This window comes from Bauldia sp. (genome assembly GCA_037200845.1).
In the GTDB taxonomy this organism is placed as follows: domain Bacteria; phylum Pseudomonadota; class Alphaproteobacteria; order Rhizobiales; family Kaistiaceae; genus DASZQY01.
On record JBBCGQ010000001.1, the window covers coordinates 1,886,484 to 1,901,314 of the forward strand.

Below are 14,831 nucleotides of genomic sequence, written 5' to 3' on the forward strand. Positions count from 1 at the left end.
CATGCGTAAAATCTGATCTTCTGCGAGAGGCGAGAGAACGATGCCAGCGCCGACCTTCTATCTGACCACGCCGATCTTCTATCCGAACGGGGCGCCGCACATCGGCCACGCGTACACCGCGCTCGCCTCCGATGCGATCACGCGCTTCGAGCGCCTCGACGGCAAGGACGTCTTCTTCCTCACCGGCACCGACGAGCACGGCCTCAAGATGCAGCAGACGGCCGAGCGCGAGGGGCTGACGCCGCAGGCACTCGCCGACAAGAACTCCGCGGTCTTCCGGCAACTGATGGTGGCGCTCGGCGCCGCGCCCGATGATTTCATCCGCACCACCGAGGAGCGCCATCACCGCGCCTCGGAGGAAATCTGGCGCCGCATGGAAGCCGCCGGCGACATCTATCTCGACAAGTACGCCGGCTGGTACTCGGTCCGCCAGGAGGCCTTCTTCGACGAGAAGGAAACCACGGTCGGTGACGACGGCGTGCGCCGCGAGCCCCTGGGCTCCCCGGTCGAGTGGGTCGAGGAGGAGAGTTATTTCTTCCGCCTCTCCGCCTTCCAGGACCGGCTGCTGGCGCACTACGAGGCCAACCCCGATTTCATCGGCCCCGACGAGCGCCGCAACGAAGTCATGAGCTTCGTCAAGGGCGGCCTCAAGGACCTGTCGATCTCGCGCACCACCTTCAATTGGGGCATCAAGGTTCCGGGCGCGCCCAAGCACGTCATGTACGTCTGGGTCGATGCGCTGACCAACTACATCACCGCCGCGGGCTTCCCCAACGCCGAGGCGCCGCGCTGGCACTACTGGCCGGCCGACGTCCACATCATCGGCAAGGACATCGTCCGCTTCCACGCCGTCTACTGGCCGGCGTTCCTGTGGTCGGCGAAGATCGAGCCGCCGAAGCGCGTCTACGCGCACGGCTTCCTGTTCAACCGCGGGGAGAAGATGTCGAAGTCGGTCGGCAACGTCGTCGACCCGTTCGCGCTGATCGAGACGTACGGCCGCGATCCGGTGCGCTACTTCTTCCTGCGCGAGGTGCCGTTCGGGCAGGACGGATCGTACAGCCACGAGGCGATCCAGCAGCGCATCAACGCCGACCTCGCAAACGACCTCGGCAACCTCGCGCAGCGCTCGCTGTCGATGATCGCACGCAACTGCGACGGCGTGCTGCCCGAGATGCAGACGCTGACCGCGGAGGACAAGGCGCTGCTCGACGCCACCGAGGCGCTGCTGCCGGCCGCCCGCACCGCGATGCGCACGCAGCAGATCCACCAGGTGCTGAATGCGATCTGGGCCGTCGTCGCCGACGCCAACCGCTACTTCGCCGCCGCTGCGCCGTGGGCCCTGAAGAAAACCGACCCGGCGCGCATGGGCACGGTGCTCGCCGTGACCGCCGAGGTCATCCGTCAGGTCGCGATCCTGGCCCAGCCGGTGATGCCGGAGTCCGCCGGCAAGCTGCTCGACCTGCTCGCCGTGCCCAAGGACGAGCGCGACTTCGCGGCGCTTGCCGCGCACGTGCCGGCCGCGGGCACCAGGCTGCCGGCGCCCGAACCGGTCTTCCCGCGCTACGTCGCGCCGGAGACGAAGGAAGGTGCCTGATCCCGTGCTGGTCGACAGCCACTGCCACCTCGATTTCGCCGACTTCGACGCCGACCGCGACGCGCTGGTCGCGCGCGCCGAAGCCGCCGGCGTTGGCCGCATGGTGTCGATCTCGACGCGCGTGAAGAAGTTCGAGCACCTGAAGGCGATCGCGTCGCGCTACGCCAACGTCGCCGTCTCGATCGGCACGCATCCGCACAACGCGGCGGAGGAACCGGACGTCACCGCCGACGATCTCGTCTCGATTGCTGCCGACCCGATGGTCGTGGCGATCGGCGAGGCCGGGCTCGACTACCACTACGACAACAGTCAGGTCGAAGCGCAGCGCACCGGCTTCCTCCGCCACATCGAAGCGGCGCGCCGCACCAAGCTGCCGCTGGTCATCCACGCGCGCGAGGCCGACGACGACGTCGCGGCGATCCTCGAGGACGAAACAGGGAAGGGGGCCTTCCCATTCGTGCTCCACTGCTTTTCGTCGGGCGCCGCGCTGGCGCGCCGCGGTCTGGCGCTCGGCGGCTACGTCTCCTTCTCCGGCATCCTCACCTTCAAGAATTCCGACGCCCTCCGCGCCATCGCCGGCGACGTGCCGATGGACCGCCTGCTGGTTGAGACCGACGCGCCGTACCTAGCGCCGGTGCCGCATCGCGGCGGGCGCAACGAGCCTGCCTATGTAGCCGATACCGCAGCGGTATTGGCGACCGTTAAAGGCGTGAGCCCAGCCGAGATTGCGGCTGCTACGACGGCAAATTTCTTCCGCCTGTTCTCGAAGGTGCCGCGGCCGTGAGCGCGAAACTGAAAGTCACCATCCTCGGCTGCGGCTCGTCGCCCGGCGTGCCGCGCATCGGTAACGACTGGGGCCAGTGCGATCCGAACGAGCCGAAAAACCGCCGCACGCGCTGCTCGATTCTGGTCGAGCGGATCGACACCGGCGGCACGACGCGCGTGTTGGTCGATACCGGCCCGGACGTGCGCGAGCAACTGCTCGCCGCCGACGTGCGCGCCATCGACGCCGTCGTCTACACGCACAGCCACGCCGACCACACGCACGGCATCGATGACCTCCGCGCCTTCTGGCACAACACGCACCGGCTGGTCGACATCTACGCCGACGCGACGACCTTCCGGCATCTTGACCGGAGCTTCGGCTACTGCTTCGCCACCGAGCCGGGCTCGTCCTACCCGCCGATCCTGAGGCATCACCCGATCGAGATGGCGGTGCCGTTCACCATTGCCGGCGCCGGTGGCCCGCTCACCGTCTCGACGTTCCCGCAGCAGCACGGCGACATCGAAACGCTCGGCCTGCGCATCGGCCCGTTCGCCTATTCCTGCGACGTCAGCGCATTGCCCGACGCGGCGCGGCCGGCGCTTGCCGATCTCGATCTCTGGGTCGTCGATGCGCTGCGTTACCAGCCGCACCCGAGTCACTTCAGCGTCAACGAGACGCTGCAGTGGATCGACCGCGTCAAGCCGAAGCGCGCCGTGCTGACGCACATGCACATCGACCTCGACTACCAGACGCTGAAGCGCACGCTGCCGAAGCCGGTCGAGCCGGCGTACGACGGCTTGATCCTGGAGGTGCCGCTCTAGGCCGCGGCCGTGCGCGTCGTGCGCATGCCGCCGCGATCGGCCGGCACGGTGTCGGGCTGGCTCCCGTCGAAGACGACGAAGCAGTTGCGCCCGGCCGCCTTCGCGGCGTAGAGCGCGCGGTCGGCGTTGTGGAACAGCTCGATCAGATCCGACACGCCGGCATCGCGCAGCGCGCCGCCAATGCTGCCCGTGATCGACAGGGCGTGGCCGTCGTGGTCGATCGGCGCGCCGAGCGCGGCGCGCACACGCTCGGCGATCGCGATGAGGCGGAGGGGCAGGGCATTTGCATCCGCGCCCGTCACCACGATCACAAATTCGTCGCCGCCGACGCGGGCGCAGAAGCCATCCTCGCCGATCGCCACCACCAGCCGCTCGGCCAGCGTCTTCAGCACTGCGTCGCCGACGGCGTGGCCGTGCCAGTCGTTGATCTGCTTGAAGTTGTCGGCGTCGAGCACCATCACCGCGATCGGCGCGCCGGCCGCCTCCATGTCCATCAGCCGCGCGCCGAGATAGCGCCGGTTGGGCAGGCCGGTAAGCTGATCGTGCAGCGCCAGCTCCTCCAGCCGGTCGGTCATGCGGTTGAAGGCGGTGGCGAGCTCGCGGATCTCGCGCGGCGCGCCGCCGACGTCGGCGCGGCGGCCGATGGCGCCGTCGGCCATCTCGACCGCAGCGTCGCGCACGACGCGCACCGAGCGCATGATCAGCCGGTCGGCCGACAGCCAGCCGAGTCCGCTGGTCGTGAGCAGGATGAGCAGCGCCCAGCCGATGCCGAGCGCGAGGCTGCGCTGGCTGGTCGCCAGAACCGTATCCTGCCCGATGCCGACGATGACGCGCGCGCCCCAGCCGGGCACGGTCGCCACGCTGAATATCCGGTCGATGCCGTCGTGCACGGCGCCGACGGTCGCTTCGCCGCCGGCGAGGACCGCCTGGAGCACGGGATGCGCGCCGACCTGCTTGCCGACCTGCTCGCGGTGATCGTCGGAGTAGCTGAGCGCGCGGCCCTTGCGATCGACCGCAATCACCAGATCGTCGTCGCGCGACTCCGGCAGCGCCGCGTACGCCTCGAGATGCGCGAGGTGCAGCCGGCTTTCGACGATCATGCTGCGCACGCCGAGCGGCGTCCTGACCTGCATCGCCGCGAGCAGCGTCGGGGCGACTTCGCCGTTCTGGATGTCGCTCATGCCGAATTCGCTCTGCGCCATGCGCGTCCGCGTCTCGGCATCGAGTGCCGGCGCGGTCAGCGAACCGTCGGTCGAGCAGACCACGCGGCCGGTCTCGTCGACCACCCAGGCGTTCGCCATCCACGGCCGCCGCCGCTGCGTTTCCTGCAGCAGGTCGACGCAGCGCGTCATGTCGCCGAGCCGCACCGCCGGGCTGATCGACAGCATCTCGAGGGTGGAGCGCACCGTCTGGAAAAAATCGGCGTGGCGTTCGGCCGTGACGTCGGCCATGCGCTGCGTCCAGGCGCGCGCCTCGTCGAGCGCGACGCGCCGCTGGCTCTCGACCCACACGCCGAGGAAGACGAGCGCCGGCAGCGTCGCGCACGCGACGACCAGCGCGAGACGCGTACCAAGACCATAGCGGCGGATAGGATCGGCAGACATGAAACTGGCGCGGGCTCCAGACGATCGAGCCGCTACACATACCGGACGAGTCGTTTGAGCCGGCCTTAGAGGTTCATTCAAATTGGATCGATTGCGCCGCTTTGAAGCCGATGAGCAAGTTCCATAATCTATCTTATGCGACTTGGGTTAGCGGCAGAATGCCGGGAGTCCGGCGCTCCCCCGTGGTCCGACCGGACTGATAAAGTCGCCGCCGAATGCCAGCAGAGAGATTCGACACATGACCCCATCGCGCGACATCGCGCGCCTGATCGAGATCATGGCGCGCCTCCGCGACAGAGAAACCGGTTGCCCGTGGGACATCGAGCAGACGTTCCAGACGATCGCGCCGTACACCGTCGAGGAAGCCTACGAGGTCGCCGACGCGATCGCGCGGAGCGACATGCGCGATCTCCGCGACGAGCTCGGCGATCTGCTGCTGCAGGTCGTCTACCACGCCCAGCTCGCCGAGGAGATCGGCGCCTTCGCCTTCCCCGACGTCGTCAAGGCGATCACGACCAAGCTGATCCGCCGCCACCCGCACGTCTTCGGCGACGCCGACGCACGCGCCGCCGGCGCCGCCAAGGGCCAGTGGGAGAAGATCAAGGCCGAGGAGAAGCGCGAGCGCGGCATCGCGCACAAACGTCTGCTCGACGCCGTGCCGGTCGCGATCCCGGCATTGATGCGCGCCGTGAAGCTGCAGCAGAAAGCCTCCACGGTGGGCTTCGACTGGGACGACCCGAAGGCGGTGCTGGCAAAGCTGCGCGAGGAGATCGACGAGATCGAAGCCGAGATCGATGAAGCCTCGCCGGAGCGGCTCCATGACGAGGTCGGCGACCTTCTCTTCGCAGCCGCCAACCTCGCGCGCCATCTCAACGTCGACGCCGACCAGGCGCTCGCCGGTACCAACGCGAAATTCGTGCGGCGGTTCGCGGCGATCGAGGACGGACTGGCCGCCGAGGGCCGCACGCCGAAGGACGCGAGCCTCGACGAGATGGAACGGCTTTGGCAGGCCGCGAAGGCGCGGTAACCCGGATTAACGCCCGCGGCTGGTAACCGGGGTTAACGGGCGAGGGTCTCTGCGCATGCTGATGCACACCCCTCCCCAAACCGCCTTCGGCGGTTTGACCCTCCCGCAAGGGGAGGGTTCGCTTCGCTGCACGACCGGGACTCCACTTGTTGAGCCCTCCCCTTGTGGGAGGGCCAAAGCCGCATTGTAGCGCGCAATTTCACTTGGCAGCGCGCGCAAGATCAAATGGCATCACTTTTTCGGTGAGCGGCGGGGTCGGATAATCAGCTCCCTGGCCGGGGTGGCTCCGCCGCTCGCCCGATAGCTGAGGCTGACTTCCTTTAGGGCCGCCCAGGCGTAGAGACTTCGCACCTCGGGCACATCGTTCAGCGACAAGATGAAGGTCCCTCGAAGGCCCTTCAACGCCAGCGCCAGGCGCTCGTGGTCGTCGGGCTTGAACAGGCCCCGGCCGTAGAAGTGCTCGGTCCCCCAATACGGTGGGTCGACGTAGAACAGCGTGCCCGGCCGATCCCAGCGACCGATAAACTCCTCCCACGGCTGACAGTCGATCCAGACGCCAGACAGCCGCTCGTGAACCGCCTCCAGCAGCACGCCCAGGCGGGTGACGTTGAACCGCCCGCCGTGGTGGGTGTCGATCCCGAAGTTCTGGCCCGTAACCTTGCCGCCGAACGCCAGCCGCTGCAGGTAGAGGAAACGCGCCGCGCGCTCCAGATCGGTCAGGCGATCGGCCTCCATGCCCACCAGCCGCTCGAACTCGGCGCGGCTGGCCAACTGCCACTTCAGCATGTCCATGAACGCTTGGTAGTGGCGCTGGAGGACGCGGAAGAGCGTGGCGACATCGCGGTTGCCGTCGTTGATTGCCTCCACCTCCGGCGCCAGGCGGCGGCGAAGAAAGACGCCGCCCATGCCGACGAACGGTTCGGCATAGAGACGGTGCTGCGTCGCCTCGATCTCGGCGATGATGCGAGCGGCGAGCAGCTTCTTGCCACCAATGTAGCCGGCGACAGGGCGGGCGGGCTCCACAGGGCGGAGGGATTGCATCTGGTCTGGCGCTCTCGAATCGGGCCACGCTTGCCCTGCTGCGCAGCAGCGGCGGGCGCGGCGTCTGAGCCTTTTCAACGCTGGGCGGGGTCATCGTCATATGCTCCCGCAGTTCGGAGCGCGCCAACGCTCCGGGCCGCCCGCCACGGCTTCAAAAATATGGCCTGGTCGGCGGCGTAAAGCTTGCAGTCCAGCGAGCGCTCCCCTTGGTGATGCGAATCTCCTCGAGCCAGCCGTTCACGAATTGCGCGCTGTTGAACACTGCGGACGCGATGCGCAGCCCATCCGTTGAAGAGCCGTAGGCGTAGCTGGTCGTTATCGTCGATCCGACCTGGGTCCCGTCGAGGAACATTCGCAGGCTGGTCCCCGCTCGCGAGACCGCAAGGTGATGCCAGTTCCCGTCATTGATGCTGGTGCCAGTTACGGCTATTTCGTCACCGAAGCTGCCGTTGATCCAACCGATTTTTCCGGATGTTGCGTTGTACGCGACAACGAGATTCCAGCCGCCGCTCGCGAACCCGATCGAATTCAGGACGTACTGTTCTGTTGTTGCGGTGGTCCGAATCCACGTCTCGACGGTGAAGTCACCCGTGCCAAAGTTGAAGTCCGCCGAGGCGGGTACAGTCAGATAGTCCCCGGCGCCATCGAACAGAGCGCTGGCGCCGCCGAATTTCGCCTGCGCCGTGTCGACTTGCGCGTTGCCGTTAGCGGTGATGGTGCGGCCGGACGCCGAGCTGTCCACGAACGTCGTCGAGCCATCGGCTCCGTCGCAGTGGAGCAGCAGCTTCGTAAAGCCGTCGTTGCCGCCTTTAACGCGCGAGATTGTCGGACTTGCACCGGGTACCGCTGTCACGGCTCGATCAACGTCTCGACGGTGAAGTCACCCGTGCCAAAGTTGAAGTCCGCCGAGGCGGGTACAGTCAGATAGTCCCCGGCGCCATCGAACAGAGCGCTGGCGCCGCCGAATTTCGCCTGCGCCGTGTCGACTTGCGCGTTGCCGTTAGCGGTGATGGTGCGGCCGGACGCCGAGCTGTCCACGAACGTCGTCAAGCCATCGGCTCCGTCGGCTCGGCCGCGGCGCGCCGCGCAATTGCGTCGGCCACGATAGCGTCAAATTCATCAAGGGACAGTCCCGCTTTCCGCAGCTTCTCCGCCGGCGTCAGCGACGGCGGCAGCGGAATGTCCTCCACGCCATAGACCTCGCTCACCGCCCCATCTTCCTCGGCGTAGGATGCCGCGCCGACTACCCGCTTGCCCTCCGGGGGCGTGAAAGGGATGGCGACTTTAAGGTCCAGCGGCCCCAGATCGGTTTCGGTCCAGGTGCCGGCCTCGACAAGCGCGGTCACCCGCGACGGGTCGAGCGTCACCTCCACGGGATACGGCTCGCACGCCTCCGTCTCCTGTCTACCGTCGGCGTAGGATACCGTCCTCGTGTCGACCATGGCAGTGAGGGTTTGAGGATCGCCAGCGAAGCGCTTCCACACGCCATCCACCTTACGAACGATGATCGCCATCAGCCTGTCCTCAAAATCGCGGTGACGTAGATGGTTGTACCGAGCACCACGTACGCGAGACCCAGCTTCTGCGCCGTGGTGATCGAATAGGGTCCAACCTCAACACCATCGAGCACGACCCATGCAGCATTCAGCGTCAGCGTGCGGGTGGAGGATGAGGCGCCGAACCAGAGGATGCCGCTCTGTCCACCCTTGGCGTTCGACGGAGCCGAAAGCGTACGGTTGCCGCCGAGGTTCAGCGGGGTCGTCGTCGAGCCGCCGAAGTTGAAGCCGGTGGAAAGATCGACGGCGATATTGGCGCCATCCGTCAGCGTCGCTGCGAGTGCGGCGGTCCACACCTCCGACACGACAAGCGAACGACCAGTGTCCGTCCCGGTGCGGTACTCAGCGGCTGTTGCAAATTCGGAGACGCCTGAGGCGCTGGTCGTCGCCGCCTGCTTGATGTTGCCGAAGGCCGTCGCGGCGCTGCCCACATCGGAGAGATTGGATGCCGCCTTCAGCTGCGCATCGTTGGTGACGTTTCCGAGGCCGACATCGCCTTTGGTGACCGACACGTCGGCCGAGAGCGCGTGGCCGTTGACAGTCCGCGTTGCGGGCACGCCAGCCGCCAAGGTCAGGAAATAGCCGCCCAGGATCGACTTGAAGTTTTCCCACGTCCACGTCGTCAGGTCCCCCGCGTGGAGCAGGACCAATTTGTCGGTGAGCTCGGGACTACTGCCGAAATCAGCCGCCGAGCCGAGCAGATCGCCCACCGAGTCAAGCGTCGGGGGCGGGGTGGAGCCGCCGCCCTCCGGGATCGTGTCCAGCTTCGCCCCGTCCGCGACGGGATCGCGGCCGCCGAAAAACGCCTTGGTGAGCACCGCGAACACCTTCGCGTCCGCGCTTAGATCGAGCGGCTCCCCGGTCGACGATTTGATCAGCTCCCTGCCTGTCAGGGAGGCCACGTCACCGTCGATCGAGTAGTAGACGAAGCTCTCCTCCCAGGCACCATCGTCTTCGAAGCGGACAATCGTCAGCTCGCCACCAACCGCGTCGTCGTCAGCGAAGCTCTGAAAATAGCCGTCGCTCGGATTGGCGATCGCCACCCCGAGCGTCACGTCTCCCGTGCCGGGAGCGCCTGTGACGGTCATGCCGACGTTGTCGAACAGGACGGTGCTCATGCGGCGTCTCCGGGCGCCGGCCGGCGGGCGTTACTCATAGACCTTCACCCAATCGCCGCCGTGGTGGACCCACGCGCCCACAACCGGCTTCCAGACGTCCCCGTGCTTCGCGAAAGCGATCGGATTGCTCCACGCTCCGTCGTACTTGACGAAGATCCAGCGGAAGCTGAGGCGCGGCGAACCGAGCACAGGGGCCGCGATGAGAATGCCCTCGCCGAGCAGAGCATGCGCCATGTGCAATTCGGCGGCATCGACGATGATCGCTCCAAGGTGGAGCCCATCGGCGGCCAGCGCCTGCCGCTGGGCGACCGCCGGCGTAGCGAGCGTCGCGGGCCCGATGGTGATGCCGGTGGCGCCCAGCGCCTGCAGGAAAGCGATCGCCGGCGTGCCGAGCACGAGTGCTAGATCGACGCCGGCGGCGGCGAGGTGGTGGGCCTGTCCGAGCGTCGGTCGGCCGACGACGAGCGCCTCAGCGACGAGGCCGCTGGCGCCGAGCGCCTGCACCTGGGCGACCGCCGGGCTCCCGGGCGCTACCGGGCCGACGATGAATTCGTTGACCGCGAGCGCGTTGGCCTGCCCGACGATCGGACTCGCGAGAACCGGCGCGCCCAGCAGGAATCCGACTGCGCCGAGGCCGTGGATTTGTGCGAGCAGCGGAGCGCCGAGCTCAAGGCCCGGGAGCGCTATCGACGCGGCCTGCAGGGCATGCCCCTGGCCGAGCTGCGGCGCGTCGAGCGCGATCGCCGGCGCCACCAGGTCCCTCGGGACGATCGCGTGGGACTGGCCGATGGCAGGCGCATCGAGGTCGACAGGCCCGACGACGAGGTCGCTCGCCGCGACCACGTTCGATTGTCCAAGATCCGGGGCCGCGAGAACCGGCGCACCCAGGGCGACGGGATCGCCTGTCAGCGCGTGGCCTTGCCCCACCGCCGGCGTATCCAGCCGCGCCTCCAGCACGAGCGCGGCCGCGAGCAGCGGATGCACCTGCCCTAGCGTCGGCGCATCGAGGACGGCCGGGCCGATCGCGAGCGCCGCGGCCGTCAGCGCGTGGCCCTGCCCGATCGCGGGGATGCCCGCCACCGGCGTCGCCACGACGAACTCGCCGGCCAGCAGCCCGATCGCGTTCAGCCCGACGTGCGGCTCGTCGAGCGAGGGCGCGCCAAGGTCGACGGAGACGCCGGCGAACGGATGCACCTGATGCAGCGCGGCCATCGGCACGATCGGCGCCGGAATATCGGTGTCCGTGGCGCCCAGGGCCTCGATCTGTGCCAGCGCGGGCGTCGGCGTCGCGATGGCGAGCTGGATCTCGCTCGCTGCGGCGAGAACGTGTACCTGGGCGATGGTCGGGCGATCGAGGGCGGGTGCCCCGATGTCGAGCCCGTCGCCGGCGAGTGCGTGCACCTGGCTGAGCGCGACATCGGGCACGGTCGGTGCCGGGAGGTCAAAATCGCCGGCATCGAGCGCCACGTTCTGCACCAGCGCCGGCTCGTCGAACTCGAACGCGGAGAAGTCGATGCCGCGCGCGGAAAGAACGTGGCCCTGGACGAGTGCGGGAACGCCCAGCGACGGCGCACCGAGAATGATCTCGATGCCGGTCACGCTGCTGCCGTGCGCCCTCGGCCGGGAGCCGAGGGACACGGTGCCGAGGGCGCCCCTGCCGAGGATCACGTTCTAAGGCCCTTCTAGGCGGCGTCGGGGATGCCGACGTCGAACGACGGGAGCGTGAACGTGTTGCCGTTAGTCACCTCCTGCGACTCGTCGAGATCGTTCGCCACCAGCAGCTTCGAATTGGCGGTGTCCGAGACGGCGTAGTGGGTGGCCTCGTCGGTTGCGGTGACCGCACCGTCGGTCACCGCCGTCGAAGAGACCTTGCGGCCGGTCGGCGTGCGATCGGCGGGAGCGCCGAAGGAGGAGCCGGCAGCGCCGTGGTCCTTGACGCCCAGGGAGTAGGTGCTCGACGCCTGCGTGTAGTTCGCGGGCTCCTGCGAGCAGATGTCGATGCGGTCCGCGTTGTTGTTCAGGATGTTCAGCGCGGCGTCGAGGATGTCGTCATGTACGAAGGGCAAGGGTGCGATCTCCTGCGGGATGGGGACTTGGGCGGCGGACCTAGGTGGCGGCGGGCTTCGCCGGCGGCGTCGGGACGATCAGCGCCATCGCGGGGCCGAGAGCGGCCTCCTCGTTCGGGAACGGCCCGGCGACCTCCTTGAAGTAGGTGTGGTCGCGCATCACCGGCGCGCCCGCGGCGTCCTTCATCGGATGGTTGGAGCGGTCGTATAGCTGCCGCCCCTCGGTCACCTGCTGGTAGACGAAGAACTCGCGCTCATCGGACATGCGGTCGATGTACGTCATCGGCTTGCCAAGCTCGATCGGCACGTTGTGGGCGTCGATGGCGTAGACCGTCACCTCCTTGTTGCCGTCCGCCTTCGGGTCGAAAACGGTTTCCGTGCGTGCCTTCCGATCGAAGAAATGGATGCCGTCCGGACGCCGCATCGACGTCGGCAGATCGCGCACCTTCACCTTGCGCGGCGCATGATATTTGGCGTTACTCTTGTCGTTGGCCAACAGCTCGTCCGTCGCCGTCGCCCGGCGCTTCACCGGCCCGCTGTCGATGCGGACGACCTTCGCGCCCTCGGTGATTTCGAGGTAACTGCCCTTGCGCTTGAAATCCATATCTCGCTCCTTCGCTAGACCTTGAACCAGAGATCGTTGTTGACGCCGCCGCTGGGGTCGGCCTCGCTGATCGTGATGTTGTGGACGCCGAGCTCGGCGAGCACGTCCTCGGCCGAGGCGCCGGCGATCGACACGAGGTCGGACCAGACGGCAGGGTCGGGATCGTCGGCGGGCGTGAGCAGCACGTAGAAGCCGGTCTCGTCGGTGGCGAAGTAGGTGAAGTACTGGTCGTCTTCGTCGTGGTCGTCGCGATCGGCAGCAAGGCCATAGGCGCCGTAGTTGCCGGGCGCGGTCAGCGCCTTCATCACGCCGAGGTCCTTGATGGCGAGCAGGCCGGTCTTCCGCGAGTAGACCAGGTCGTTGTCGCGGTAGTCGGCCGCCACCGGGTTGCCCGGCGCGACCACGCCGAGGCCCTTGCCGATCAGGCGCTCGATGAGCAGGCGGATCGCCTCCGCGATCTCGGCGCCATCCGTCCAGGTCTTGGCGACGTAGTCGGCATCGGCGGCGGTCTCGCCCGGCCACGGCGCGACGAACGTGCCGGCGGCGTCGCCGGCGATCTCGGCGACCGTCGCGGTCAGGCCGCCGATGTTGATCTCGGTGCCACGCTTGAGCTGCGTCGACCACGCGGTGCCGCTGCCGGTGAAGGCGGCCGAGCCGGCCTCTACCGAGATCGTGCCATCGGTGTAGATCGACGGGGTGCTCACGCCTGGCGGTCCTTGTCGGCGCTCGGGGTTGCGGTATCCTCCCCTCCACTCTTGCCCGACGCGGTTCCCGATAATGAGCCCGACAACTGTCGGGCTTGCGGTAGCACGACGATCCCGCCGTCCTGGCCGACCAGATACGAGACCTCCTGCGCGTGAACCTCGGCGAAGCGACGTCGCCGCTCGCGGCGACGCATCCGCGCTGCCTTGAGCACCTGCTCGGCCGCCTCGGGCTCGCTCGCCATCAGATGCCCGTCTTCGGTTGGAAGAGCGAGGCACGGGAACCGCCGACCGCCCACTGCACGTTGCCGGAGCCGCCCGCCGTCTTGTGAGCCCGCACCTGCCACTTGTAGACCTTGGTGCCGGTTGACGGCGGCGCGTCGATGTTCATGCCCATGAAGGGCAGGATCGGCATCGGACCGCCCGGATGCATGACCGAGACGCTGTTGACCAGCGTCGTGTCGCGCAGGAACTGCAGCTCGACCCCGACGCTGGCCCCCGAGATCGTGGTGATCAGCACGACCTGCGCGAAGCTGATCTGCGCGATGATGTTTTCGGTCAACGAATCTACGGCGACAGTGAAGCTGCCGATGTCCACCCAGGCGGTGGCGGCGTCGCCGCTGGCGAGCGCGTCCGTGCGGAGGCTGACGCCGCTGAAAACGCCGACCTGCGGATTGAGGATCGACCCCTCGACGAACTTCAGCGTGCCGACCGTCAGATCTTGAATGAAGCTGCCGTTGAAGGCCGCGGCCGGCGCTCCATCCTCGTCGGTGACGCTGAGGCGCGCGCCGACGATCTGGACCTCGCCGTTGGTGATGGTCATGACCGGTACAGGATCGCCGGCGGCGACCTGCGCGTAGAAGACGATCTGCGGCTTGCCGCCGATCGCCGTCACGCCAGCGTCCATGATCAGGCCAGTCGCGGCGTAGTCGTCATCGGCTTCTGCCCGCAGATCGATCGAGACGCGCGCCGCCACGCCCGCGGGCGCATCGAGAACGGTGAAGCGGACCAGCGCGTTGGCGAAGCGATCGTCGGTGCCCGCCGTCAGCTCCGTGAGCGCGTCGGCGATGCCGGCTGCGACCGTGCGAACTTCGGTGATCTCGGAGACAGCGTCGCCGTAGCGCTGCCCGATGTAGTTGATGATCGAATTCTCGATCCGCTCGTGCAGCTCCGCCGCGAGGCCCGCCGTGGTCTGGCCAAGAGCGTCGAGGCGGTCGCGCAGTTCGGCGAGCGCCGGCGCCACCGCGGCCTGCCTCGTGCTGTCGAGCTGCTGCATGAGCGCCCCAAGGGCCGCGCTCAGCGCCGCCTGGGTGACGATCTCGGGGGGCAACTGCGGCGCCGGCACGCTCGCCACCGTGCGGTAGCGCCAGAGGCCCTGGCGTACGCCGATCGCGGCCGCGCGGAGCGTGAAGGGCTGCGGCATGATCACGGCGGTGAAGCGGGTCCCGACGCCATCGTGGACCGGGGTCCAGCTCGCCGCCGCCGGCGTGTCGGCCGCGCCCTCGTCGTAGGAGAGTTCCGCGACATAGCGGACGGCGCCGGGCGCCGGCTGCCAGCCGGCCTCGAGCTCGATGTGCACGGTGCCCCGACGGGCCACGGCGTAGAACGAGTCGACGTCGATCGACGGTGCCTCCGGCGCCGGCGCGAACAGGCTGGGCGGCGTGTAGGGCGCCGGCACGATCTCCGTCTGATCGGCCGTGTGCACGCGCTGGTCATCGTTGACGAGCAGAATGTCCCAATACCGCCCGCTCGGCGTCGCCGAGACCAGCAGGCCGTCGAACGGCCGGTAGTCGCCAGCCAGGATCATCAGGCGCGCCGCCTCGGATCGCTCGTCGGGAAGCACGTCGTCGAGTTGGCCGTGCTGGGACTCGACGATCAGCCGGTCGGCCGCGTTGAGCGCGATCGTGCACGCGTCGGGGAAGCTGTCGATGAC

15 protein-coding genes are annotated in these 14,831 nt (G+C 67.9%); 4 read left to right on the plus strand and 11 right to left on the minus strand.

Annotation, left to right across the window (positions count from 1 at the left end):
- Positions 1–40: 40 nt before the first annotated feature.
- The 3 genes from metG to WDM94_09130 are packed head-to-tail and all read left to right on the plus strand — an operon-like array spanning position 41 to position 3,181.
- The gene (gene metG, locus WDM94_09120; GenBank protein MEJ0012768.1) at positions 41–1,594 is read left to right on the plus strand and encodes a methionine--tRNA ligase; all 1,554 of its coding nucleotides are present in this window, start codon (positions 41–43) and stop codon (positions 1,592–1,594) included.
- A gap of 4 nt (positions 1,595–1,598) precedes the next feature.
- A complete protein-coding gene (locus tag WDM94_09125; GenBank protein MEJ0012769.1) occupies positions 1,599–2,378 on the plus strand; it encodes a TatD family hydrolase in 780 nt (259 codons plus the stop codon).
- Entirely contained in the window at positions 2,375–3,181 is an 807-nt protein-coding gene (locus WDM94_09130) for an MBL fold metallo-hydrolase (protein MEJ0012770.1), read from the plus strand. Before WDM94_09125 ends, WDM94_09130 begins: the two co-directional genes overlap by 4 nt.
- Here WDM94_09130 and WDM94_09135 read toward each other — a convergent pair.
- Entirely contained in the window at positions 3,178–4,785 is a 1,608-nt protein-coding gene (locus WDM94_09135) for a diguanylate cyclase (GenBank protein MEJ0012771.1), read from the minus strand. The two genes, WDM94_09130 and WDM94_09135, sit on opposite strands and share 4 nt — an antisense overlap.
- Before the next feature lie 238 nt (positions 4,786–5,023).
- Here WDM94_09135 and mazG point away from each other — a divergent pair, with 238 nt between their 5' ends.
- On the plus strand, positions 5,024–5,812 hold the full coding sequence (gene mazG, locus WDM94_09140; GenBank protein ID MEJ0012772.1) for a nucleoside triphosphate pyrophosphohydrolase: 789 nt from the start codon (positions 5,024–5,026) through the stop codon (positions 5,810–5,812).
- A 231-nt stretch (positions 5,813–6,043) separates the two neighbouring features.
- On the opposite strand, the gene WDM94_09145 is transcribed toward mazG, so the two are convergent.
- The 10 genes from WDM94_09145 to WDM94_09190 form a co-directional block, all read right to left on the minus strand.
- Positions 6,044–6,853, minus strand: coding sequence for a DNA adenine methylase (locus WDM94_09145; protein MEJ0012773.1), 810 nt, complete (start codon positions 6,851–6,853; stop codon positions 6,044–6,046).
- Positions 6,854–7,004: 151 nt separating this feature from the next.
- Positions 7,005–7,706, minus strand: a complete 702-nt coding sequence (locus WDM94_09150; GenBank protein MEJ0012774.1) for a LamG domain-containing protein — start codon at positions 7,704–7,706, stop codon at positions 7,005–7,007.
- Positions 7,703–7,903, minus strand: a complete 201-nt coding sequence (locus tag WDM94_09155; GenBank protein MEJ0012775.1) for a hypothetical protein — start codon at positions 7,901–7,903, stop codon at positions 7,703–7,705. Before WDM94_09155 ends, WDM94_09150 begins: the two co-directional genes overlap by 4 nt.
- Positions 7,900–8,367, minus strand: coding sequence for a hypothetical protein (locus WDM94_09160; protein MEJ0012776.1), 468 nt, complete (start codon positions 8,365–8,367; stop codon positions 7,900–7,902). Before WDM94_09160 ends, WDM94_09155 begins: the two co-directional genes overlap by 4 nt.
- Positions 8,367–9,527 carry a hypothetical protein gene (locus tag WDM94_09165; protein MEJ0012777.1) on the minus strand — a complete coding sequence of 387 codons (1,161 nt, stop codon included), beginning with the start codon at positions 9,525–9,527 and terminating at the stop codon, positions 8,367–8,369. Before WDM94_09165 ends, WDM94_09160 begins: the two co-directional genes overlap by 1 nt.
- A 30-nt stretch (positions 9,528–9,557) precedes the next feature.
- Positions 9,558–11,195, minus strand: coding sequence for a hypothetical protein (locus WDM94_09170; protein ID MEJ0012778.1), 1,638 nt, complete (start codon positions 11,193–11,195; stop codon positions 9,558–9,560).
- A gap of 14 nt (positions 11,196–11,209) precedes the next feature.
- Positions 11,210–11,593, minus strand: a complete 384-nt coding sequence (locus tag WDM94_09175) for a hypothetical protein (protein ID MEJ0012779.1) — start codon at positions 11,591–11,593, stop codon at positions 11,210–11,212.
- 40 nt (positions 11,594–11,633) lie between these two features.
- Complete coding sequence (locus WDM94_09180; GenBank protein ID MEJ0012780.1) at positions 11,634–12,197, minus strand: hypothetical protein; 564 nt, start codon at positions 12,195–12,197, stop codon at positions 11,634–11,636.
- A 14-nt stretch (positions 12,198–12,211) separates the two neighbouring features.
- Positions 12,212–12,901, minus strand: coding sequence for a hypothetical protein (locus WDM94_09185; GenBank protein ID MEJ0012781.1), 690 nt, complete (start codon positions 12,899–12,901; stop codon positions 12,212–12,214).
- Entirely contained in the window at positions 12,898–13,143 is a 246-nt protein-coding gene (locus WDM94_09190; GenBank protein MEJ0012782.1) for a hypothetical protein, read from the minus strand. The genes WDM94_09185 and WDM94_09190 overlap by 4 nt, the downstream gene beginning before the upstream one ends.
- Positions 13,144–14,831 lie beyond the last annotated feature (1,688 nt).

Coding starts and splice junctions, on each gene's coding strand:
- metG (MEJ0012768.1), top strand. CDS start 41: ATGCCAGCGCCGACCTTCTATCTGACCACGCCGATCTTCTATCCGAAC.
- WDM94_09135 (MEJ0012771.1), bottom strand. CDS start 4,785: ATGTCTGCCGATCCTATCCGCCGCTATGGTCTTGGTACGCGTCTCGCG.
- mazG (MEJ0012772.1), top strand. CDS start 5,024: ATGACCCCATCGCGCGACATCGCGCGCCTGATCGAGATCATGGCGCGC.
- WDM94_09145 (MEJ0012773.1), bottom strand. CDS start 6,853: ATGCAATCCCTCCGCCCTGTGGAGCCCGCCCGCCCTGTCGCCGGCTAC.
- WDM94_09160 (MEJ0012776.1), bottom strand. CDS start 8,367: ATGGCGATCATCGTTCGTAAGGTGGATGGCGTGTGGAAGCGCTTCGCT.
- WDM94_09165 (MEJ0012777.1), bottom strand. CDS start 9,527: ATGAGCACCGTCCTGTTCGACAACGTCGGCATGACCGTCACAGGCGCT.
- WDM94_09180 (MEJ0012780.1), bottom strand. CDS start 12,197: ATGGATTTCAAGCGCAAGGGCAGTTACCTCGAAATCACCGAGGGCGCG.
- WDM94_09190 (MEJ0012782.1), bottom strand. CDS start 13,143: ATGGCGAGCGAGCCCGAGGCGGCCGAGCAGGTGCTCAAGGCAGCGCGG.